The sequence below is a fragment of the Botrimarina sp. genome (genome assembly GCF_040219535.1).
GTDB lineage: Bacteria > Planctomycetota > Planctomycetia > Pirellulales > Lacipirellulaceae > Botrimarina.
Window position 1 is genome coordinate 12,729 of record NZ_JAVJSH010000014.1, and the last position, 22,271, is coordinate 34,999.

Below are 22,271 nucleotides of genomic sequence, written 5' to 3' on the forward strand. Positions count from 1 at the left end.
CGGCCGGCCGCTGCGGCTTTCTTCGTCGCCCCGAGAGCAGCTACCATACCGCAGCAAGGCCTCCAGCGGCGCCCTCCGGCAGTGGCCGCCCGGCCTCCGAGTTGGTCGCGCGGCGCGCAGCAGGCGCGGCGCCGCATCTGATCCAACGGCAGAGGCGGCGGATCGCCTATCCAGCGCAGCCGACCTGCGCCCAAGTTCGTGGCCCCTCCGATCAGTCCGACGACGACTCCACCCCTCGATCCCACCGCACGATGAGCTGCCCGCCTGACGAAGCGCTGCGGTCGCTATTGAGGCAAATCGAGCCGGTGGCGGCCGAGCGTGTGCCGCTTCGCGGTCCGATCGCGGGGCGGGTGCTGGCCGAGCCGGTCGTGCTCGATCGCGACAGCCCGGCCTGCGATGTCAGCGCGATGGACGGTTTTGTCGCCGCTTCGGCCGACCTCGCCACGGGGCCGTTGCCGATCGATGGCGAGTGCCTCATCGGTCAGCCGCCCGCGCCGCTCCCGCGTGGCGTGGCGCGTCGGATCTACACGGGCTGCCCGATTCCCGAAGGCGCCGACACGGTGCTGCGTTTGGAGCACGCGAGCGTCGTCGACGGTCGGGTTGCGCTCGGCGTGGGCCACCACTCACCTCCGGCGGGGGCGGACATCCGCTGCCGGGGCGAGAACGGCCGGGCCGGCGCGCAGCTGACGCCGGCGGGCGTCGAACTCGGCGCCGCCGTGATGACCGCTTTGGCGACCGTCGGGCCGGCGGACGTTGCGGTCCACCGGCGATTGACCGTCGCCGTAATGACGACAGGCAACGAGCTGACGAGCGACGCCCCGCCAACCGCCGATGGATTGCCCCCTTGGCGGGTGCGAGACTCCAACGGCCCAGCTCTCCAAGCCCTGCTGTCGCCCGTACCTTGGGTCCACGCGGTGCAACTGCATCACGCCGCGGACAAGCTGGACGATCTGACGAACAGGCTCCGCGAGGCGATCGAAGGCGCCGACGCCGTCGTCCTCACCGGCGGGGTCTCCAAAGGAGCGTACGACTTCGTTCCCGAAGCGGCTGCCCGCGTTGGCGCCGAGGAGGCATTCCACCGCATCGCAGCGCGGCCGGGCCAACCGACCTTCGCGGCGATTGCGCACGGAAAGCCGATCCTGGGGCTGCCCGGCAACCCGCTCTCGGTGCTCTGCACCGGCAGACGCCTGCTCACCCCCGCGCTGCGGCGGCGGGCCGGGGTGGCGGAGTGCGACCCGGCTGCGCCGACCGTGACGGTGAGCAACTGGGGCGACAAGGCCTTGCCGCTGACTTGGTGGCGGCCCGTTCGCCTGACCTCGCCGGGAGCCGCTACAATCGCGGCCTCGCGCGGGTCGGGCGATGTGTGCGGCGCCGCAACGACCGATGGCTTTATCCAAGCCCCGCCCGAAAGCTCCGGCCCCGGGCCGTATCCGTTCTACTCCTGGCGTATCTGACCGATTCTTTTCTGACCGCGGCGAGGCGACCGACGCGTGAGCCCCGATCGAACCAACGATCCGCAGCTGTCGCACGTCGATAGCGAGGGCGCGGCCCGGATGGTCGACGTGGGCGCCAAACCGGTCACCGAGCGCCGAGCCGTCGCCCAGGCGAAGGTGCTCGTCGGCCGGGAAGTCGCGGAAGCGATCCTCCAAAACTCCCTAAAGAAGGGGGACCTGTTGCAGGTCGCCCGGCTGGGCGGGATCGCGGCGGCCAAGCGGACGAGCGACCTGGTGCTCCTCTGCCACCCGCTCACGCTGCACCACGTCGAAGTCGACGCGCGGCTCGAGGGCCAGACCGTCCTCATCACCGCGTCGGTCAGCTCAGCCGGACCGACGGGCGTCGAGATGGAGGCCCTGGCTGCGGCGACCGGGGCGGCGCTCAACGTGTTCGACATGGGCAAAGCCCTCAACCCCGGAATCCAGATCACCGACGTCCGGGTCATCGACAAGCGAGGCGGGAAGACCCCCCCGCCGACCGTGGCCCAGCATGACATCTCCGTAGCCTTGCTCGTCGTCAGCGACAGCCGCAGCGCTGGCGAGCAAGAAGACCGCGCCACGCCGGCATTGACCGAAGCGGTTTCGCTGTGGTTGGGGGCGTCCGTGCGACTCGCCGCGATCGTGCCCGATGAGCGCGCCGCGATCGAGTCGCGGCTACGCGAATGGATCGAATTGTCCGATCCGCCGCAGATCATTTTCACCTCGGGCGGCACAGGCGTCGGCCCGCGCGATGTCACCCCCGAAGCAACGGCCGCTGTCGTCCAGCGGCTGCACCCCGGCCTGCTCGAGCTCGCCAGGGCGCGATGCTTGCCTGGAAAGCCCCACGCGTTTCTCTCCAGGGCGATTGCCGGTGTCGCGCGTCAGACGCTGGTCATTAACCTCCCCGGCTCACCCGGTGGGGCCGCCGACATGGTGCGCCTGCTGTCGGACGTGCTGCCCCACGCGGTGAAGGCGATGAGCGACCCCGCGACGCTCCACCCGCCAGCGTGAAACGCTACAATCGCGACCGGAGCACCAGTCTTCAGGCACCCAGGGGAGCGACCGTGACACCCGTGTACGTGCTGGTCGGTGGCGAGAGCCGCCGCTTCGGACGCAACAAGGCCGAGGTCGATGTCGATGGCGAGCCGTGGGCGCTGCACGTCGGCCGCCGGCTCGCCCCGGGGCACGAGCCGGTGCTCGTTGGCTCACCGCCGCCGTGCGAAACGCTCGACGCCTGCCGATACATCCCCGACGCTCCAGAAAGCCCAGGGCCCGTTGGCGGGCTGATCGCGGCGCTGCGAGACCGGCTTACCCAGTACGGCCCCGGGGAGCTGGTGTTGGCTTCGTGCGACTTGGTGCGCCCCGAGCGCCAGTGGCTCGCGCCCCTGTTCGACGCGATCGACGCCGATCCGGACGTCGACGCCGTCGGCTACTTCGCCGACGGGGTTTGGCAGCCGTTCCCGTCGGTGGCCCACACGCGGTGGCTAGACCGCGTGATTGTGGCCGCTCTGGGCGGTGTCGAATCGCTGCAGCAGCTAGCCGATTCCCCCCGGGTGCTCTCGATCCCCTGGGAAGGGACGGCCGGCGGGCCTTCTCAGGCCAACACCCCAGAAGAGCTCGCCGCCTACACACAAGGCGCTGCGCTGGACTGACTCTTCTTTGACCGCTTCGCGGCGTGGCGTCCCGCCCGCCACGCCAACTCTCGAGTGCACGCATCGCGTGAGCGGGTAACCGCTTCTTGCGGGACGGGCCGCGGCGTGTCCCTGCGCGGATCAGGCTCGACCGCACTCAGGTTGCGCGGCGAACGACCAGCTTCTACCGGAGGCGCCACGGTTTTCGTCGTGGCACGCCCCTTGCAACCTGGGCCGACAACCCGTTAGCGAGCCGGCCCGAACAGGGCCTTCTCGCGACGGTTTAACCAAAACAGAGCACCAAATCCGGGGAGCCGCGCGATGCGCAATTACAAGTTGGCGAAGATCTCACAGCTGCTAATTCCTTCCGCCGCCGTCGTTGCGATCGGCATCGGTGCGGTTGGGTGTCAGGAAGCTGGCGAGTACGAAACTAGAAAGCCGGTCATGGAGGACGAGGCCGGCGAGGGCGCCATAGACGATACGGCGCCGGCGACGGACATGCAGTCCGACCCGGCTTACCAGCCCGCCGACGAGGCCACGCAGCCCGACGCTACGCAGCCCGATCCCACTCAGCCGCAGGAAGGCGCCGCCGCCCCGGCCGAGCAAGAGGCGGTCGATCCCGCGGCGGACGCCAACACCACATCGCAGCTCGAGAAGCCGGTAGTGGACATCGATACGCCGCTGGGCGACGTCAATGTCGACCGCGACGCGGACGCCGCCGGCGCGAGCGTGAGCGTCGAGACGCCCCGCGTGGATGTAAACGTCGGCGAGAACAACTGAGGACGCCGATAGCCGTCTACTCGGCCAGTTGGCGACCCCTGAGTGTGTCGAGCAACCATCGCCCTGCGGCCTCGAGCCCTGGGATTCAAGACAAGTTAATCAAGGAGTGAATCCGCCATGTCTGCCAAAGCCGGAGTCGAGCTTAGCGATCCGATCAAGGTGCTCCTGGCCATCCTGTTGCCCCCGGTGGGAGTGTTCTTTGAGGTCGGGCTGGGCATGCATTTCTGGATCAACATACTGCTCACCCTGCTCGGGTTCATCCCGGGCATCATCCACGCGATTTACGTGATCTTTACCCGCTAAGTTCACTCTGCTTGGGCTAAGCGACTGCCGCATCAGGGACGAAGCCGACAGCCCCCATTTAACCGCTGCCCCCTCGCGGGGCCGACCACTTTAACCTCCCCCATACACTGGAGACTACCATGTTAGGTTGGGCCATAACGTTCCTCGTGATAGCGCTGATCGCCGCGGTCCTTGGCTTCTCGGGCGTGGCTGGCGCCGCGACGAACATCGCCTGGATCTTGTTTGTTGTGTTCTTGGTGCTGTTTGTTGTCAGCCTTATCGTGCCGAACTTCCGGAAGAAAGTCTGACGCGGCCCTCGTCGGCGTCCAACCGTGTCGCTGCGGCCGCACCGAGGCTGCTTGGCCGAGAAGGATGCAACGCCACGAAAATGACCCCGTCCGCTAATCGCAGCGGCCGGGGTTTTTTTGTCTGCGTCAGCGCGAACGCGCGAAGATCCTCTGGTGGACGCCCGGGGCGGACGGTCATAAATCAGCCAGGTTGGGTCGGTTGCGTCCAGCGCCCCTGGCGACTGGGGCTTGCTGGTCCACGGTGGTGCGCCAACAGGCAGGCGGCATGAGCTTTGCGTCCGGTAGGGGGACGTTAGCCTCACGCCGCAGCGGCGACGGAGTCCCACGGACGGTGAGGCGTCACACGCGAGTCGAGAGGCATGAAAACCGAGATGAGCGAAGACAACAAGACACAACGCAAGGGCCCGCAAGACGCGCCTGGGCAACCGGCATCGACCCTTCTGAGGGCGCCGAACGAAGACCCATCGCGGGAGCCGGACATGGTGGCGGTGTACCACCGCGCCGAAGAGGCTCGCACCGCGGTGAAGATGCTGATCAACCACGGTTTCGAGGCAGCCCAGCTCTTCGTGCTCTGCACAGACGAGAAGCGTAGCGAGGAGTTCCGCTCAAGGCTGATGCCCAGTGGCGCGCCTCAGCTCAACACGGCACCCGCCGTAACCAGCGGCGCCGGCGCCGCGCTCGGGGCGGGCGTGCTGGGGGGGCTCGGGCTGGCAACCGGCGGCTTAGCTGCCGCTGCCGGCGTAGCGATCGGCGCGGCCGCCGGAGCCGGGATCGGGTTTTTGCTCGGCTCGGGCACCTACAGCACCGACGAGGCGCACGCCCTTGTCGAGCGATTCAAGCCGCTTCTGGACGAGGGCGCGATCCTCGTTGTGCTCCGGCCCCGCGAAGGGAAAGACGACGAGGAGCAGCTGAAGAAGGCAGAAACCATGTTCCAGGCGGCCAGCGACGACACGGGTGTTCGGTCCGAGGTCGAGCCGACGGAGTGAGGTCGCGAGCCCCGGAGATCGGTACTCGCCGCCCCCCCTCACTCCGAGCCCGGCAATCACCCGAGTCACGTCCGACTGGAAGGCGATCCCACGTTAGCCTATGCAACATCTCGACAGCGCCGCCGCGAGCGACCCAGGGGAGGCAGGCTTTGGGATCGCGACGCATTTCGTAGGTTCGCTTGCGCGCAACCTCCTGGTGCTCGATACCTCGTTGAGCCTTTCGGTGGCCGATCGAATTGATGGTCCGCCCCGCGCCCAGCTGCTGGCCATCGCCAGGGGCTCGCGGCAGGGGCCCGAAGGCCAAGCCGACTGCTCGCACGTGATTGAGACCCTCGCCCGCGAGTTCCTGCGAGAAGACGACTGGATCGACTCGGTGAACCGGAAGGCCTCCTCCGAGCTCGCCCGCCGTCTGGAGTCCGCCCTCGCGATCGCGAGCCAGGCGCGGTCGAGCAGCGGGAACGGAGAAGACCGGATGGCGGTTGCCGTCGCGCTGGTGGTCTGGCCCCTGGTGGGGATTGGGGTCGCGGGTCGAGCGGACGGCTACATTTTCGAGGAATCTGAGCTGCGGCGCGTCAGCGGCGCGGGCCGAATCGCGACCTGGGTCGGGTCCGTGAGCGACCGAGCGATCGCGTGTATCGGCGCCGGCCTGTCGGACCAGTCGGTCGCCCGCCTCGCCGACCGAGCGGGGGGGCACTATCGATCCAGAGCGAAACGCATAGCCGCCGAGTTGGTGGCCCACAGCGTTTCGCTGGGCAGCCGCCCGGCGGCTGCGGCGGTGGCGAAACTTAGCGGCGGCGCCTCCCCGCCGCTGGAGGCGATCGCCCAGACGGGCGTTGAGGAGGAACCCACGGAAGCTGCGGCCTCGCGCCCAGCGACATCGAGCGTCTAGCGGACCGCGTTGATGTCTGAAGCGATGACTCCCGATCTACCAGCCTCGACGGTAGCCAAAAATTAATCGGCGGATCATCTAGCGGCGATCAATTTCGCGTCTGGCGCCGTAAATGCTCCTGTGTGCGAGGGCCTGTTGATCCTCGTCCGCGGCTCGTTCAGACACCAACCCCCCTATGCTGACCCCCCATGGAAGCTTCCTCTACAAGCCGTCTCTGGTCGCTCATGAATCGCGGACCGCGGACGCGTAGCGGGAAGCTCGAGACCGAATCGGCCCGCCGCTTGGCCTACCTTCTCGACGATGTCTTCCGCATCCCGGGGACGAATATCCGGTTCGGCTGGGATTCGATCATCGGCTTGGTTCCCGGCGTCGGCGACGCCGCCACGACGCTCATCGCCCTCGCCCCGGTGGCGACCGCATGGAAGCTAGGCGGAAGCCGTTGGCTGATTGCGCGGATGCTCGGCAACGTTGCGATCGACGCGACGGTGGGGGCGATCCCGCTGGCCGGCGACGCGTTCGACCTGTTCTTCAAGGCCAATCGTCGGAACGCCCGCATGCTCGAGAAGTTCGTCGCTAGTACGACGAAAGGTTGATCTCGTCGATCTGCTCGTTGAGGGTCCAGAAGTCGTAAATGATCCCGAGCCCGAAGATGCCCCCGGAGACCGCGTACAACGCGCCGGTCACCCACTTCCGCTGGTAGAAACGGTGGGCGCCGAGCCATCCGAGGAAGGTGAGCAGCAACCACGCGATGGTGTGGTTGACCGGGCCCGGGACGGAACGGCGCTGTACGCTCGCCTGCAAGCTGGGCATCAGAAAGAGGTCGATGAACCAGCCCACGAACAACAGCCCCAGCGTCAGCAGCCAGATCGTGCCGGTGATGGGGCGGCCGTAGTAGAAGCGGTGGGCGCCCAGGAAGCCGAAGATCCAGAGGGCGTAACCGACCAGCAAGAAGTGTGTCGGCTCGGCCTCGCGCTCGACGGAGGCCGAGTGCTGGAGGGGGTGGGCGTCGTGCAGCGGAGTCGTGCTCATGCGAAAGGCGCCCGCCGCGGGGCGAGCGATCGGTGTGGGAGGGTGACCGGGCGGGGTGGAACTTATCCGACGGTGCGGCGCTCGGCGACAGGTTCGGAGGGCGAGACGCCCATCATCTTCAGGCACATCGACGCGATGTCGGTGATCGACGCGGGCGAGTCGTCGTCGAAGCCGTCCAGCCCGCCGGTCGCCACGAGCAACGTCTCCGAGTCGCTTCGGTGCAGAGACCCGTGCGAGCCGGCGGAATGCGTGGGGATCTCGCTGGTCGTAAACTCGTATCCCGGCGCCGCCGACAACCACATCGCGTCGCCTAAGCTCGGCGAGCCATCGGCCAGCCGGCCGAGCGCGTCCGGGTAGTCGCCGAAGCGCAGCACGTTCTCCGAGTCGATCGTGGCGTTCAGAGCAGAAAGGTCTCCGTCGACGGACCACCGGACGCCGTTAGCGTCGCGGACGACTCGACCCTCGGCGGCGTCGCCGTCCGAGGCGCGGCTGAAAGTGAGTCTCCCCCGGCTGCGGGTGGCGACCGTGAGCCCGTGACCCTCGGCGGCACGGACCACCAAGTCGACGCCGTCGTGCGAGAGCAGACGGCTCTCGATTTTCTCCAAATCAACCGGCCCGAGGGGGACGATCTGCGCCGCACGCATGTTGGTGCAGATAGCGAGCTGGTCGTCGTCGCCCGTCTCGCCGCCGGGCAGCGCCTGACGCCAGTCCGCGAGCAGGTCGTCGAGGCGGACGAAGGCGGAGTGGGGGTCGTCCAGCAGCCGGTCGTGCCCGTGATCGCCGACGACGATCACTTCGGTCGTCTCTAGCAGCGCGTCGACTCCGCCGCGGAGCTCGAAGAAATCGAATAGCTGCCGGTCGAGCGCTCGCAGGTCGTCGAAGGCCCCTTCTGGCCCTTTGGAGTGGCTGAGGAAGTCGTTGTCGGGGAAGTAGGCGACGGTCAGGTCGGGGCGGACGCCGGACTGCTGCAGGAGCCCGAGTTGCGCGAGCGTCGCCGCGTCGTTAAACCCGAAGCGGTGCGACGCGCCGCCCGGCTGATCCAGCCGCTCGATCCCGGGCAGGTCGGGCTTGACGAAGTCGCCGAGGAACAGCCAATCCGGCCCCTTCACGCTTTCCGCCAACGCGACGCCCGGGATCAGCGTGAACAGCAGGGGCTGATCGACCGGGTGCTCCGTCATGCCGCGCCGCCACATGTAGTTGAGATTCGCCGCGGTGAGGCCGGCGGCTTGAGCCCGCTCGAACAGGGTGTCGGCGACCAGCAGCTCGTCGTTGAGCGTCCTCAAGTAGTCATCGAAATAAGCGTTGACGCCCTCCCTCAGCACAACCCGGGGCGAGTCGCCAAAGTAGAGGAAGGCATCGCGGCCCCGGTCGTACCAGAAGGCGCCTTGGATGCCGTGGCCGGCCGGCGCCACGCCGGTCGCGAGCGAAGCTGTCGCGGCGGGAGTTATCGAGGGGAAGATCGAGATGCATTGGCGTCGCCCCCCCTTTCGGTCGATCCGTTGCAAAAAGGGAAGCTCGCCGCGATCGATCGCCGGTCCAGCGACACGGGCCGACAGGCCGTCGATGATGATGAGCAGCACCGGGCGGCCGTCGGACGGGTGTTCGGTTGCGACGTCCATGCTGAGTGCGTGACCGGGAATCGAGAGGATCTGCTGCACGCCGCGATGCAATTGAGAGGCCATTGGCCTCCGCCCTCTCAGGGACGCCTCCTACCAGGATCCATCGGCGCCGCTTGCCCAGGCAAGGGTCAGGCTGGTCGCGTCGTGACCACCGCGCGCCCGCCCCGCGCTTTGTGCGTGGGCGCGTCGAGCGGCTTCGATTTCCCAGTTACCGGTGTTGAATCCGCGTTCGAAACGGGCTCACAAACGGGCCTACAAGACTTCGCGAGATTGGCACGTGGCCTGCTAAGGAGTGAGCGGACCCTGCGTTGTCAACTGAGTACCGACGCCATGACGCCGAACAACCGTTTGCGAGACTTCTGGGGTGACCCGACGGCCCAACCGATCGGGCGGGTTGATATCGCAGGAGCCTATTCGGAGGACGCCTCGGACGCGCCAAGCGACACGTGGCGGATCGCGAGCGGCCCCGTTTACGAGTTGGATCGTAGGCCTCGCCGACCGCGTCATTTCCTTGTTGGCTCTGTTGCGGCGCTCGCCGCGAGTTTGTTGCTGACCCTTCTCGGGATGCTCGGCGTGCTGGTCGGCTTGGTCGTGTGGGCCGGCATCCTGCCGCCCCCGACGTTCGAGGCGGCGGCCGTCGGCGTGGGCGTTGTGGTTTCCCTCAGCGGACTCCTGCTCAGCTACGCGTCGCTTGCCGCGGCGGGAATCGCTTCGGCAAGCGAGCGGCGCGGCCACCCGCACGACGGGCTTTGAGCCGCAGCTCTGCTGGGGCGACGTCGCTCGGGCGCCGCGAGGAAAGTGCGCGCGACGCCGGAGCCGCCTCGCGGCGTGTGTCCCTATGAATCGCGACGCGCCGTGATGAGGCGAGCTTCCCTGTTTCGGGTGAAATAGTTCCAAGCCCACTGCGTCGCGACGAGCAGCCGATTCTGGAAGCCTACGAGTTGGATGAGGTGGATGAACAGCCAAGCCAGCCACGCCGGATAGCCCCCGAGCTGCCAGCCGCCAACGTCCGCGACCGCCGCCCCGCGGCCGATCACCGCCATCGAACCGTAGTCGCGGTATTTGAAGGGCTTCGTCGGCTTGCCCTTGGCCAAGCGGAGGGCGTTCATGGCCGCGTGGCGGCCCTGCTGGATCGCCACCGGCGCGACGCCTGGCAGGGGGTCGCCGTCCTGGTCGTAGAACGATGCGAGGTCGCCCACCGCGAACGCGTCCGCAACGCCAGGCAGGCGGAGGTCCTTCTCGACAGGGAGCCGCCCGCCGTGTTGCAGCTCGGCGCCGAACTGGCCGGCGAGGGTGCGGGTCAGCTTCACCGCCGAAACCCCGGCGGCCCAAACGGTGACGGCGTTAGGGATGCGGCGCTGGTGCTCGTCGTCCCCGATGACGGCGAAGTCTTCGCCGACGTCCAGCAGCGCAGCGCCGAGGCAGACTTCGCAACCCATCGACCGGAGCTGGTCCGCCGCCCGATCTGACAGCTTCTCGGGATATCCGGCTAGCAGCCGGTCGCCGGGGTCCGCGATGAGGATCTTGCATTCCGCGGGGTCAATGTGACGGAACTCGCCCTTAAGGGTTTGCCTCGTCAGCTCGGCGATCGCCCCGGCCATCTCGACGCCGGTGGGGCCCCCGCCAGCTAAGACAAACGTGGGGAGCCGCTCGCCGCGGGTCGACTCGGCCAGTTCCAACGCGGAGAGCACCCGCTCGCGGATCGCCGTGGCGTCGGCGATCGACTTGAGTCCGGGCGCTGCTTGTCGCCACTCGTCGTGGCCGAAGTACGAGATCTCGCCGCCCGCGGCGAGGATCAGCGTGTCGTAGCGGTACTGCCCGCGCCGGCCGTGAGCGACCCGATCGGCCAAGTCGATCGATTGAATATCGTCCTTGATGACCGTCACGTCCTGCTTACTGCGGAACACGCTGCGCAGCGGCGCGGCGATGTTGGCCGGCGACAGGCCGCCGGTAGCCACCTGGTAAAGGAGCGGCTGGAAGAGGTGGTGGTTGGCTTTGTCAATGAGAGTGACATCGACACCGCGCCCTGAGAGGCGCTTGACCGCCGCTAACCCGGCAAAACCGCCGCCGATTACGAGGACTTGTGCTTTGGACATCGGGTAAGGAAACCGAAGTGTTCGTGGTCGTCCGGCCTCCAGGCTGGTCGCCGGAGAGCCACCTGCTAATAATTCCGATCGGTTTGGAGCGTCCCGATAGCTCGTGCGATAGGGAGGCGACCCTCTATTGGACTGGAACAGTGATTGCTGAATAGCCCGGCAGGTTCCAACCCCTGCGACCCGACAATCCAGCAACCGACCCGTCGGCCTCGAACTTCTCTCGAGCCCGGCGGCCGATGCGAATCCCTAGCGTGGCCCAACCAGATGGCAAGGCTCCTTTCAATCGACGACGACCGAAGCGTCCACCACCTCGTGACCCGCGCGCTGGAAGACGCGGGCGTGGAGGTTGTCTCTGCACTGACGGCGGGCTCGGGCGTCGAGGCGGTCGAATCGGCCAAGCCAGACGTGGTTCTGCTGGACGTGATGCTGCCGGACATGTCGGGTCTCGACGCCTTCAAGCTTATCCAGGACCGCGACCCGCGGCTGCCGGTCATCATCGCCACGGCCGCCGGCAGCAGCGAGACGGCCATCGAGGCGATGAAGCTCGGCGCCTTCGACTACCTGACTAAGCCGATCAACGTCGACGACCTGGAGCGGCTCGTCAGCCACGCGATCGAGTCGCGCCGGCTCGCGAGCGTGCCGGTCGGCATGGACCACCTCACCAAGCCGGAGGACCGCGGCGACGCGTTCGTCGGACGCTGCCCCTCGATGCAGGAGGTCTTCAAGTCGATCGGGCGTGTCGCCCCTCAAGACGTGCCGGTTCTGATCCGGGGCGAGAGCGGCACGGGCAAGGAGTTGGTCGCACGGGCGATCTTCCAGCACGGCAGCCGCAGCAACGGCCCCTTCCTGGCCGTGAACTGCGCGGCCCTTTCGGAGACGCTCCTCGAGAGCGAGTTGTTTGGCCACGAAAAGGGCTCGTTCACCGGCGCCCACGACCAAAGGATCGGCAAATTCGAGCAGTGCGACGGCGGCACCATTTTCCTCGACGAGGTCGGCGACATGTCGCCACTGGTCCAGAGCAAGGTGCTGCGGCTGCTTCAGCAGCAGACCTTCGAGCGGGTGGGCGGCAACAAGACGATCACCGCGAACGTGCGGATCATCTCGGCCACCAACCGCGACCTGGAGCAGATGTGCGAGGACGGCGACTTCCGCTCCGACCTCTTCTACCGCCTGAACGGCTACTCGATCACCCTACCGCCGCTGCGGGATCGCGGCGCGGACCGGGTGGTGTTGCTGCAGCACTTCTTGGCCGGACTCAACAAAGACCTCCACCGCGACGTCCAGGGCGTGGCGCCCGACGCGATGGAGCGGCTGTTGGAGTACGAATGGCCCGGCAATGTGAGAGAGATGCAGAGCATCCTCAAGCAGGCGATGCTGCACTGCTCGGGGCCGGTGCTGATGGCGTCGGCCCTGCCGGACGAGATCCGCTCGCCAGCTATCAAGGAGAAACGCGCCAAGCCGGCGCCAGCCGCCACGGAGAGTGACTCGAACGGGTTCGCCGACGGCCCGTCGGCCGACTACCCAGATCAACCTGCCACCGATGGCCACCACGGCGCGTTTTCTCTGCACCGCTTCATATCGGAGAAGCTCGAAGCGGGCACGAAAGACCTCTATGCGGAAACCCTAGCGGAGATGGAAAAGGAGCTCCTCTCCCAGGTGCTGACTCACGCGGGCGGCAACCAGAGCGAGGCGTCGCGGATCTTGGGAATCACGCGCGGCAGCCTCAGGAACAAGATCCGATCGAACGGGATCGTGATCGGCCCCGACATCAAAGTCGGCTGATGACAGCCGGCGTTCCAGCGGCGACCGCTGTGCCGCAAAAGGCGCCGGCGCGGCGAACGCCGCCTCGGACAGCGACGCGAACCAAACGGGGCTACGCGGTTGTCGACGAGTCGCGGAACCGCTCGAGTTCGGTTCTTAAGCGATCGACCTCTGCAGAGAGTCGCTCCCGGAACTTCGGGACCGCTTCCAGTTCGCCGTCGCGGGCGGCGTGCTCCAGGTCTCTCGCGGCGGCCTGCGCGGCGTGTGCGTCGAAGGTGGCCGTGAGCCCCTTCATGCTGTGCGCGGCGCGCTGCAGTGTTTCGAGTTCGTCGGCCTCGATCGACTCGTCGATTGTCCGGAGCAAGACCGGCGCGTCGTCGAGAAAGAATGCGATCATGTCAACGAGCAGCCCCCGATCGCCACGCAGGCGACGCAGCGCCGCTGTCAGGTCGGCCGCGTCGCCTGTCGCGTCGAGGCCCTCGCCGACGGAGTCGGCCGGCGCGCCTTCATGCAGGCCGCCTTTCGCGGTGGGGGCGCCGCCCAGTTCGCCGATGTCACGCTCCACGAACCCGCCGGCGTGCGCCTCAACCGCTTCGATCAACCGTTCCAAGTCGAGAGGCTTCCCCAGGTAGGCGTTCATCCCGGCCCGGAGGCACCGCTCGCGGTCGCCCCGCATCGAGTGGGCCGTCATCGCGATCAGCGGCGTCGGCTCTCTGCTCCGACCGCGCTCGATCTCGCGGATCGCTTCGGTCGCTTGGAGGCCGTCCATGATCGGCATCTGCACGTCCATCAGGACGACGTCGTACTCGGACTGCCGGAACGCGTCGACCGCCTCTCGCCCGTTGACGGCGACCTCCACGGTGTGCCCCCGCTTGTCCAGCACACGCTGCACCACCTTGCGGTTGGCGGGGGTGTCTTCCACCAGCAGCACGCGCATCGGCTCGACCCGGGGGCGGGCGAACAGCCCCGCCCTGTCGGCCTTGTCTAAGCTGGCGGCGCCTGAGGCTTGAGCCACGGCGGACAGCAATTGCGACTGGCTGATTGGCTTCTGCACGAACGCGGCGGCGCCCGCCTCGGCGCAGCGGCGGCTGAACTCGAGTCGGTCGGTCGTGGAGGCCATCAGGATCGGCTTGGCCTTGATGTGGTCGGCCGAGACGATCTGCTCCGCAACGCTGAAACCATCCACGCCGGGCATCAGGGCGTCGACGACCGCCAGGTTGAACGGCCGCCCTTCGGCCTCGGCTTCGGCCAGGCGCCGCAACCCTTCGCTGCCAGACTCCACGGCGGTCGCGTCCATGCCCCAGTCGATCAGCTGCTCGACCAGCGCGTTGCGGCTCGCGTGGTTGTCGTCGATCACGAGGACCGACAGGCCGCGCAGCCGGCGGGTGGTGGCCCGCTCAACCTCGTCGTGCGACTCGTCCGCTAACGGGAACGTCAGGTCGAACGCGAACGTGCTGCCCTCGCCCGGCTCGCTCTTGAGGCTTAGCTGCCCCCCGAAACTATCGATCAGGTGCTGCGTGATGGTCAGCCCGAGTCCCGTCCCGGTGTAGCGCCGCGACGTGGCGCCATCGACCTGGGTGAACGGCGCGAAGACGCGCTGCTGGTCCTCGCTAGAGATGCCGATCCCCGTGTCCGACACCTCGAAGCGGAGCTTGCAGCGGTGCGCCTCGACCGACAGCGGCGTCACGTCGACCACGACCTGGCCGGCCGCGGTGAACTTAACGGCGTTGCTGATCAGGTTGGTAAGCGCCTGGCGGAGCCGCACCGAATCCCCGACCACCGCGGGGGGCGTCTGCGGCGCGACGTGGCAAACCAACTCGAGCCCCTTCGCGTGCGCGGCGGAGCTCAGCACCCGGACCGCCCCCTCGACGAGCTCGCGCGGGTCGAACACGGCCTCTTCGAGCTCGAACGACTCCGACTCGAACTTCGAGAGGTCGAGCACGTCGTTCACCAGGTGCAGCATCGAATCGGCCGAGCTCTGGATCGTCTCGAGGTAGTCGCGCAGCTCCGGCGAAAGGTCCTCCTCGAGGGCGAGCGCCGTCATGCCGACGATCGCGTTCATCGGCGTCCGCAGCTCGTGGCTCGCGTTCGCCAGGAAGCGGCTCTTCGCTTCGCTCGCCTCTTCGGCGCGGCGCAGAGCGGTGCGGAGCGCGTCGTTGATACGCACCCGGTCGGAGATGTCACGCTCGATCGTCGCGAAGCCGACGAGCTGCCCGTCCTCCGCGCGCAGGGGGAAGCCGCACACGGCGGCCGGGAACGCCGAGCCCGAGCGGCGGAGACGGACCGTGTCGTAGTGGCCCACGGTGCGCCCCTCGCGCGCGGCTCGCTGCAGGCGCTTGAGCTCGTCCAGGCGCTCCTTCGGGATGAGGGTCTCGATGCTGCGGCCGATGGCCTCGCTGTCGCGGTAGCCGTACGTCTCGGCGGCGCCGAGGTTCCAGGCTTCGATCCGGCCGTCGATCGAGCAAGCGATGATGGCGTCGCGACACGACGCCATCACCGCGGGGAGCAGCCCGGGGATGAAGCGGCCCGCGGTGTCGACGGTCGGCTCGTCGTGCGTTTTGCTGGTGTCACACATCCGGTGTCGATCTGATGCTGTTCCGAGTCGACGTGGCGTTGGTGCGGGGCGGGTGGCCGTCTAGCCAGGGCTGGTCAACCGCCAGCGCACGCACGACGTCGGCGTGGATCGCCTCGATTTCGCGGACATCTTCTTCGGCGAGGCCCGACTTGTCGGCCGCGCTCAGTATCCTGTCTGCCTGCCGCTTGACCAACAACCGGTCGGACCGGCGGCGGCACCGCGTCGCGATCGCCCTGAGGGCGTGCATCACCCGAGCCGTCACCGCGAGATTGCCCCGTGCGTGTTGCCGCAGGGGATCCATAGCGGCGTTGAGCGCGTCGGCGAAGCAGCGTGGACGAGCGACAAGACGCAGCCGGCCGCTGTCGTCGGTGCGGAGTCCCGAGGGAGGCCGCCGCAGCGCAAGCCGGCAGAGCGCTCCGCTGAGGCGGTCGACGCAAACGATCGCGGTGAACGGATCGTTGACCCCCGGCGAGAGGGCTCTCACGGCGATCTCGACGAGCTCGTTCACCGCGCACTCGACGTCTTGTTGCGGAGTTCTCAGGTTACCCACCAGAAACGCCTTTTGCACGCGCTGTAGCGCGGCGCCTTCCAGGCGACCGGCCGGCCGCGCGTCGACCAGTGGGTCGTCTTTGCGTAGGAAGTCGCCCGGTCGGGAGCGGACGCGGAGCGCGACGTCGGCCCCGCGGGCCGCCGCGAAGAGTGCCGACTCGTCGATCGCTTGCACGTATCCCTCCTCGATCGCACGGACCAACTGGACGTCGTCTTCGTCGAACTGGATCCACGCCTCTCGCCACCCCCCTTCGGCGGGTGCGTCGGCGGCGGCGGCGGCGTCCGACCCGCTCTCGCCTGGCGCCGTGGGGAACAGCCGCTGCACCGCCGCGTCGAGGTCGTCGGCAACGTCCGACGCGACGTTGTTCGCCTGCAGCGAGTGCGTGACGCGGTGGATGAAGTAAACGATCATCATCAGCGTGACGACCCCGAGCACGCTCGCGAGCAGTATCGCCCCGTGCGGGACCAGCATCTCGTCCTCGAAACGATCGACCCGCCGCAGCAGGATCAGGCAGTACGCACTGGTGCCGAGGCAAACGCCTAGCGTCACTTGAGTGACCTGCTGCTCGAGAAAGTTGCGCAGCAGTCGCGGCCCGAGCTGGGTCGACGTGATCGACAGAGCGACCGTGGTGGTCGAGAAAACCACGCCGGTGACGGTGATCATCGCACCCGCCAGCGCGCCGAGCGTCGCGCGGCCGGTCGCGGCGGAGGTCCGAAGCCTCTCCGGCATGTAGTCGTCGAATTCGCGATCCAGCTCCGACGCGACTACCGAAAGGAGGATGCCAGCCAAGAGCAAAGCGGCAGGCATCAGCCAGAATCCGGAGGCGAATTCACGCCACCACTTGGTGAGCCAGGTCAGCACGGCGGGCCACGCGTTGAGAATATTCGAAACCCGCACAGCGGGAGCAGCCGCCGTGCCATAATTAGGGCCGCCCGACTTCTCCCGTCGCACGGAGACAACCGGCGGCCGCCGACCGGTCACGCTGCGCGCTACAAGACCAGGCTGCACGCACTCGGACCACACCCACGCTCCCCCCTCCGATTCCCACCCCGCCCACAGAGACTTCAGCCGGCGGTGCGGCCCCGGGCGCGTGGCGCCTAATTGCTGCGCCCCCGGGGCGACGCTATCTTGCGGCCAAGTCGGCCCTCGTAGCTCAGGGGATAGAGCATCGGTTTCCTAAACCGTGTGTCGCAGGTTCGAATCCTGCCGGGGGCGCTCAGTCTTTTTGGACGGCGTCTTTCAGGCCGGCTAGCTGCCGCTCGACGTACTTTGCGAGCACGTCGGTCTCTATGTTGACCCGGTCGCCTACCTTGCGGGCGCCCAGGGTCGTCGCACCGAGCGTGTGCGGAATCAGGGCGACACTGAAGCGGCCACCCTTGGCCGTGTCCTCGACATCGACCAGCGTGAGGCTCACGCCGTCGACGGCGACCGAGCCCTTGCTCGCCATCTGCTTCGCCTGGGCGGCGGGGACGGCGAACCAGTACTTCGCCCAGTCGCCCTCGGGCTCGATCGCGTCGACGATCCCCTGGCAGTCGACGTGGCCGGTTACGTAGTGCCCGCCGAGTTGGTCGCCGGCCTTTAGCGAAGGTTCGAGGTTGACCTTCGATCCGGCGGCTAACTCGCCGAGGTTCGTGCGCGAGAGGGTCTCGCTGCCGGCCTGGAAGGAGAGCGTGTCGCCGTCGATCGAAACGACCGTCAGGCAGCAGCCGTTGATGCAGACGCTGTCACCGAGCCCCGCTTCGCCGGACAACGCCGCGTCGCGGACGATCAGCCGCACCCCCGGGCCTTCCGGCTCGACAGCGACGACTTCGGCGAGGGATTGGACAAGGCCGGTAAACAAGGGCTGTCGGCTATTGGCTGGCGGCTATCGGCTATCGGCTATCGGCTATCGGTGCGGCGTGCTGAGGCCAACGGCCGGCAGTCATCGGTTCAGTGCAACACGGGGCACGTGTCGAACCACTCCCGGCCCTGCTGGTGCATCCACTCGTTGCTCTCGGTGGGGCCCCAGTAGCCCGGCTCGTACGCGTGCAGCGTCGGCTGGTCTTGCTCGCGCCACGCGTGCAGGATCGGGTCGCAGATGCTCCAAGCGGCTTCGACCTCGTCGGCGCGGGCGAAGAGGCTGGCGTCGCCCTCGATGGCGTCCAGCAGCAGGCGCTCGTAGGCCTCGGGGATGCTGCCGCCGAAATTCTTCTGGTAGTTGAAGTCGAGGTCGGTCTGCCGCATCGTCATGCCGGCGTCGGGCACCTTGGTCTGGAAGTGGAGTTGGATGCCCTCGGCCGGCTGCACCTGGATGACCAGTCGGTTGGCGTCGCGCACCGTGCGGGGGCCGCTCTTGAAGAGCATGTGCGGCGGCTGGCGGAACTGGATGACGATCTGCGTGGTGCGGCAGCTCATCGCCTTGCCGCTGCGCAGGTAGAAGGGCACGCCCTGCCAACGCCAGTTGTCGATGCCGAGCTTGATCGCGGCGAACGTCGCGGTGCGGCTGTCGGGGGGCACGCCATCCGCCTGCAGGTAGCCCCGGTACTGGCCGCGGACCGTGTCGCGGACGATCGCCTCGGGGGACTTGGGCCGCACCGCGAGGAGGACCTTGACCTTCTCGTCCCGCACCGGGTCGGCCGCGTAGCGGGCCGGCGGCTCCATGGCGGTAACCATGAGGAGCTGCAGCAGGTGGTTCTGGATCATGTCCCGGACCACGCCCGCCGAGTCGTAGTAGCCGGCGCGGGAGCCGACGTCGACTTCCTCTGCCACGGTGATCTGCACGTGGTCGATGTACTGGCGGGTCCAGATCGGCTCGAAGATCGCGTTCGCGAACCGCAGCACGAACAGGTTCTGGACCGTCTCTTTGCCGAGGTAGTGATCGATCCGGTAGACTTGGTGCTCCTGGAAGGCCTTGTGCACGTGTAGGTTCAGCTTCTTCGCGGACGCGAGGTCGACGCCGAAGGGCTTCTCGATGACGACCCGTCGCTCGCAGTCGCCCTCCTCGCACGCGAGGCCCGCGTCGCCGAGCTGCTCGATCGCCGGCTCGTAGAACCGCGGCGCGGTCGACAGGTAGTAGACCCGCGAAGCGTCGGCCCCCCCCTCGAGCTCGGCGAGGAACTTGCCGAGCGACCGGAAGTCTTCGGCGTTGCCGATGTCTCCCGCGTGGTAGTAGACCCGGTCGGCGAAGTCGTCCCACACGTCGGGCTTAAAGTGGTCCTTCGTGAACTTGACGGTCGTCTCGCGGAGGTCGGCGCGCCACTGGTCGTGCGAGAACTTCGTGCGGCTGAAGCCGACGATGCGGGTCTCTTCGGGGAGCCGCCCCTTGCGCTTCAGGTTGTACAGCGCGGGGATCAGCTTCCGGCTGGTCAAGTCGCCAGAGGCGCCGAAGATGACGATCGTCGTTGGCATGGAGGGTCGCCGCGGAGGCGCGGAGTTCGCGGTGGGGACGCCGGGCGCCTGGAGCGGGTATCTTGCCGCGGGGATGCCGCGGACGCTAGCCGCCATCCGCCGCAACGATCCGGGCGTCGGAACCGTACGCGTTGTTGTCGACCTCGGTTTTCTCTTCGGCGACGACCGCCTCGGCGGGCGAGTCGGCGTGGAGGAACCAGTTTTGGCTGACGACGCATTCTTCCTCGGGCACGCCGCGGACCTTGATCGGCGTGGTGGAGGGGCGGAACGTGTTGTTGCGGATCTCGATCAGCGTGCCGGCGGTGTTGGTGCCGTCGCCCCGGTCGCGGCCGCCGTGCATGTCGAAGCAGTGGCTGAGCGACTCGCCCAGCTCCACGTTGTGCTCCGCCAGGTAGCCGCTCGGCGGGCGGCCCGTGCCGGCGATCGAGTGGCGGTTGAAGTCGAACAAGCACCGCTCGATGTGGCTCATCGCACGGTTGTGGCAAACGCCGTAGCCGAGCCCCTGGTACTGGCAGTGGTGGATGAAGCAGTGGTGCACGTGGTGCCCCTCGCCCGACGAGAGCTGCACGCCCGCGTGCGCGAAGCCGCTGATCTCGCAGTTGTCGACCTCCAGGCGGTCGTGGCTCGTGCCGATGCCATCCGAAGTGGGGAACTTGTAGTAGTACTCGCGGTAGTCCTTACCGAGCAGGTCGCGCGACCGCTTGTGGTGCTCGAGGTACCGCTTCGTGTTCGGCCCGCGGAGCCGCAGCCCCGTGATCCGCACCCCAGGCCCGAGCGCCCGGATCATGATCGGCGTGTCGAGCGCGTCGCTCGTGAACAGCGCGCCCTCGGAAACGCCGCCGCCGTCGACGGCCGCGCCGCGGTCGCTCGCGAGCGTAACGCCCGCCGGGACCTCGAGCACGAGTTTTTCGATATAGATCCGCGCGGTGAGGTCGATGAGGGCGTCGCCGGGGACGAACACGACGTCGCCCGGCTCGGCCGCGGCGAGCACGTCGATCAGCTCGTCGAGCGTTCGGGCGGTGTGGTCGCCCGAGGTGACAATCGCGTCGTACCCCTGGCCGCCGCCAATCGGGCCACGCTCATCGGCGACCGCGCCGTAGATGACGCCGTCGACTTCGACCGCGTAGGGGGCCTCGCTGGCCGCGCCGGGCACGCCACCGACGAGGCTCGCGCAAAGCGCGAGCACAACAAAACAGATCCGGTTGTTTCTCATAGTCGTCATCGAGCTCATGGGTACCGCGCTCCGTTGATCAGCGGACGGCGGCGCGCCGCTCGCAGCGGCAAACGTCCAACACGGCGCTCGGGCAGGGCCCCGGTTCGACCGAAACTACTTCGTGTCCTCCGCGACTCCGCGGTGAATCCACTCGCTACTTCGGCGGCTTCCGCAAATCCAGCCACTCCGTGTGGAACATCTCTCCGCGCGGCTTGTCGACCCGCTCGTAGGTGTGCGCGCCGAAGTAATCGCGTTGCGCTTGCAGCAGGTTGGCGGGCAGGCGCTCTCGGCGGTAGCCGTCGTAGTACGCGAGGGCCGTGTAGAACGCGGGCACAGGGATCCCCAGCGTGGCCGCGTTGGCGACCACGTGCCGCCAGGCGGCCTGGGCGTTGTCGACCTGCTCGGTGAAGTAGGGGGCGAGCAGCAGGTTCTCGAGCTTCGGGTCGGCGTCGAACGCTTCCTTGATGCGGTCGAGGAACACCGCGCGGATGATGCAGCCGCCCCGCCACAGCAGCGCGCAGTCGCCGTAGTTCAGCGGCCAGTCGTGCTCCGCGGCGGCCGCCTGCAACTGCACGAAGCCCTGCGCGTAGCTGACGATCTTCGACGCGTACAGCGCCTGGCGGACCTGGTCGATGAACTCCTTCTTGTCGCCCGAATACCTTGGCTCGGGGCCCTTGAGGACCTTGCTGGCGCGCACGCGCTCGTCCTTGCGGGCGGAGAGGCCGCGGGCGTAGACCGCCTCGGTGACCAGGGTGCTGGGCACGCCGAGGTCCAGCGCGAGCTGGCTCATCCACTTGCCGGTGCCCTTCGCGCCGGCCCGGTCGAGCACGAGGTCGACCATGTACTGGCCGCTGTCGGGATCTTTGACGCTGAAAATGTCCTTGGTGATCTCGATCAGGTAGCTGTCTAGGTCGCCCGAGTCCCACTCTTCGAACACGTCGTAGAGCTCTTCGTTGGAGAGGCCGAGCCCTTCCTTGAGCATTGAGTAGGCCTCGCAGATCAGCTGCATGTCGCCGTACTCGATGCCGTTGTGCACCATCTTCACGTAGTGCCCCGCGCCGCGCGGGCCGACCCACTCGCAGCAAGGGATGTCGCTGTTAGGGCCCACCTTGGCGGCGATCGATTGGAAGATCGGCTTCAGGTGCGGCCAGCTGTCGGGCGAGCCGCCGGGCATCAGGCTTGGGCCCTTCAGCGCGCCCTCCTCGCCGCCGGACACGCCGGTGCCGGAGTAAAGGAAGCCGGCCCCTTCGACCTCCTTGGTGCGGCGCTCGGTGTCGGCGTAGTAGGTGTTGCCGCCGTCGATGATGATGTCGCCCGGCTCCAGGTGGGGCTTGAGCGAGTCGATGACCGCGTCGACCGCCGGGCCCGCCTTGACGAGCATCATCACCTTGCGCGGCCGCTTCAGGCTCTTGACCAGCTCCTCGATCGACTTGCAGCCGACGAAGGCCTTGCCCTTCGCGCGGCCGGCGATGAACTCCTCCATCACGCTGGTCGTGCGGTTGTATACCGCCACGCGGTACCCGCGGCTCTCCACGTTGAGCGCCAGGTTCTCGCCCATCACCGCGAGGCCGATCAGGCCGAAATCGCACAACTCGCTCACCGGGGAGCCTCCCGACAGGTTGGGGGATGCTTGCTTTGGAAAGGGGCTAGCCGAAACGGTAGGCCGACCCGAGCGGCCCGGTCAATCCACACC

20 protein-coding genes and 1 tRNA gene are annotated in these 22,271 nt (G+C 67.7%); 12 read left to right on the top strand and 9 right to left on the bottom strand.

What is annotated here, in order from left to right:
* The first annotated feature begins 251 nt into the window (after positions 1–251).
* The 9 genes from RIC11_RS07805 to RIC11_RS07845 all read left to right on the top strand — a co-directional run bounded on the left by RIC11_RS07805 (position 252) and on the right by RIC11_RS07845 (position 6,941).
* The gene (locus RIC11_RS07805) at positions 252–1,454 is read left to right on the top strand and encodes a molybdopterin molybdotransferase MoeA (protein ID WP_350210016.1); all 1,203 of its coding nucleotides are present in this window, start codon (positions 252–254) and stop codon (positions 1,452–1,454) included.
* 36 nt (positions 1,455–1,490) lie between these two features.
* The gene (gene moaCB / locus RIC11_RS07810; protein ID WP_350210017.1) at positions 1,491–2,483 is read left to right on the top strand and encodes a bifunctional molybdenum cofactor biosynthesis protein MoaC/MoaB; all 993 of its coding nucleotides are present in this window, start codon (positions 1,491–1,493) and stop codon (positions 2,481–2,483) included.
* A gap of 53 nt (positions 2,484–2,536) precedes the next feature.
* A complete protein-coding gene (gene mobA / locus RIC11_RS07815; protein ID WP_350210019.1) occupies positions 2,537–3,124 on the top strand; it encodes a molybdenum cofactor guanylyltransferase in 588 nt (195 codons plus the stop codon).
* Positions 3,125–3,424: 300 nt separating this feature from the next.
* Positions 3,425–3,883 carry a hypothetical protein gene (locus RIC11_RS07820; protein ID WP_350210021.1) on the top strand — a complete coding sequence of 153 codons (459 nt, stop codon included), beginning with the start codon at positions 3,425–3,427 and terminating at the stop codon, positions 3,881–3,883.
* A gap of 117 nt (positions 3,884–4,000) precedes the next feature.
* A complete protein-coding gene (locus tag RIC11_RS07825; protein ID WP_350210022.1) occupies positions 4,001–4,186 on the top strand; it encodes a YqaE/Pmp3 family membrane protein in 186 nt (61 codons plus the stop codon).
* Positions 4,187–4,305: 119 nt separating this feature from the next.
* Positions 4,306–4,473, top strand: a complete 168-nt coding sequence (locus tag RIC11_RS07830) for a DUF1328 domain-containing protein (RefSeq protein ID WP_350210024.1) — start codon at positions 4,306–4,308, stop codon at positions 4,471–4,473.
* Between the two features lie 359 nt (positions 4,474–4,832).
* Complete coding sequence (locus RIC11_RS07835) at positions 4,833–5,459, top strand: general stress protein (RefSeq protein WP_350210026.1); 627 nt, start codon at positions 4,833–4,835, stop codon at positions 5,457–5,459.
* Positions 5,460–5,682: 223 nt separating this feature from the next.
* Entirely contained in the window at positions 5,683–6,348 is a 666-nt protein-coding gene (locus RIC11_RS07840; RefSeq protein ID WP_350210028.1) for a hypothetical protein, read from the top strand.
* 224 nt (positions 6,349–6,572) lie between these two features.
* Positions 6,573–6,941, top strand: coding sequence for a DUF4112 domain-containing protein (locus RIC11_RS07845; RefSeq protein ID WP_350210030.1), 369 nt, complete (start codon positions 6,573–6,575; stop codon positions 6,939–6,941).
* On the opposite strand, the gene RIC11_RS07850 is transcribed toward RIC11_RS07845, so the two are convergent.
* On the bottom strand, positions 6,922–7,377 hold the full coding sequence (locus RIC11_RS07850; protein WP_350210031.1) for an NINE protein: 456 nt from the start codon (positions 7,375–7,377) through the stop codon (positions 6,922–6,924). The genes RIC11_RS07845 and RIC11_RS07850 overlap by 20 nt on opposite strands.
* 62 nt (positions 7,378–7,439) lie before the next feature.
* Positions 7,440–9,059 carry an alkaline phosphatase family protein gene (locus RIC11_RS07855; RefSeq protein ID WP_350210033.1) on the bottom strand — a complete coding sequence of 540 codons (1,620 nt, stop codon included), beginning with the start codon at positions 9,057–9,059 and terminating at the stop codon, positions 7,440–7,442.
* A 483-nt stretch (positions 9,060–9,542) separates the two neighbouring features.
* On the opposite strand from RIC11_RS07855, the gene RIC11_RS07860 reads away from it, so the two are divergent.
* Entirely contained in the window at positions 9,543–9,749 is a 207-nt protein-coding gene (locus RIC11_RS07860; protein WP_350210035.1) for a hypothetical protein, read from the top strand.
* 83 nt (positions 9,750–9,832) lie between these two features.
* On the opposite strand, the gene RIC11_RS07865 is transcribed toward RIC11_RS07860, so the two are convergent.
* The gene (locus RIC11_RS07865; protein WP_350210037.1) at positions 9,833–11,092 is read right to left on the bottom strand and encodes an NAD(P)/FAD-dependent oxidoreductase; all 1,260 of its coding nucleotides are present in this window, start codon (positions 11,090–11,092) and stop codon (positions 9,833–9,835) included.
* A gap of 264 nt (positions 11,093–11,356) precedes the next feature.
* Here RIC11_RS07865 and RIC11_RS07870 point away from each other — a divergent pair, with 264 nt between their 5' ends.
* Positions 11,357–12,874 (top strand): sigma-54-dependent transcriptional regulator, encoded by a 1,518-nt coding sequence (locus tag RIC11_RS07870; protein WP_350210039.1) that lies wholly within the window; start codon positions 11,357–11,359, stop codon positions 12,872–12,874.
* 91 nt (positions 12,875–12,965) lie between these two features.
* On the opposite strand, the gene RIC11_RS07875 is transcribed toward RIC11_RS07870, so the two are convergent.
* Positions 12,966–15,428, bottom strand: coding sequence for a PAS domain-containing hybrid sensor histidine kinase/response regulator (locus RIC11_RS07875; RefSeq protein ID WP_350210041.1), 2,463 nt, complete (start codon positions 15,426–15,428; stop codon positions 12,966–12,968).
* Positions 15,421–16,839 (bottom strand): DUF2254 domain-containing protein, encoded by a 1,419-nt coding sequence (locus RIC11_RS07880; protein ID WP_350210043.1) that lies wholly within the window; start codon positions 16,837–16,839, stop codon positions 15,421–15,423. Before RIC11_RS07880 ends, RIC11_RS07875 begins: the two co-directional genes overlap by 8 nt.
* 281 nt (positions 16,840–17,120) lie before the next feature.
* Between RIC11_RS07880 and RIC11_RS07885 the strand changes: the two genes are divergently transcribed.
* Positions 17,121–17,193, top strand: a tRNA-Arg gene (locus tag RIC11_RS07885).
* A gap of 1 nt (position 17,194) precedes the next feature.
* Here the strand turns inward: RIC11_RS07885 and RIC11_RS07890 are convergent.
* The 4 genes from RIC11_RS07890 to gnd all read right to left on the bottom strand — a co-directional run bounded on the left by RIC11_RS07890 (position 17,195) and on the right by gnd (position 22,178).
* Positions 17,195–17,818, bottom strand: coding sequence for a riboflavin synthase (locus RIC11_RS07890; protein ID WP_350210045.1), 624 nt, complete (start codon positions 17,816–17,818; stop codon positions 17,195–17,197).
* Positions 17,819–17,907: 89 nt separating this feature from the next.
* Positions 17,908–19,365: a glucose-6-phosphate dehydrogenase gene (zwf, locus tag RIC11_RS07895; RefSeq protein ID WP_350210046.1), complete on the bottom strand. Its 1,458-nt coding sequence runs from the start codon at positions 19,363–19,365 to the stop codon at positions 17,908–17,910.
* A gap of 85 nt (positions 19,366–19,450) precedes the next feature.
* On the bottom strand, positions 19,451–20,587 hold the full coding sequence (locus RIC11_RS07900) for a right-handed parallel beta-helix repeat-containing protein (RefSeq protein ID WP_350210048.1): 1,137 nt from the start codon (positions 20,585–20,587) through the stop codon (positions 19,451–19,453).
* Positions 20,588–20,732: 145 nt separating this feature from the next.
* A complete protein-coding gene (gene gnd, locus RIC11_RS07905) occupies positions 20,733–22,178 on the bottom strand; it encodes a decarboxylating NADP(+)-dependent phosphogluconate dehydrogenase (RefSeq protein WP_350210050.1) in 1,446 nt (481 codons plus the stop codon).
* Positions 22,179–22,271: the final 93 nt, after the last annotated feature.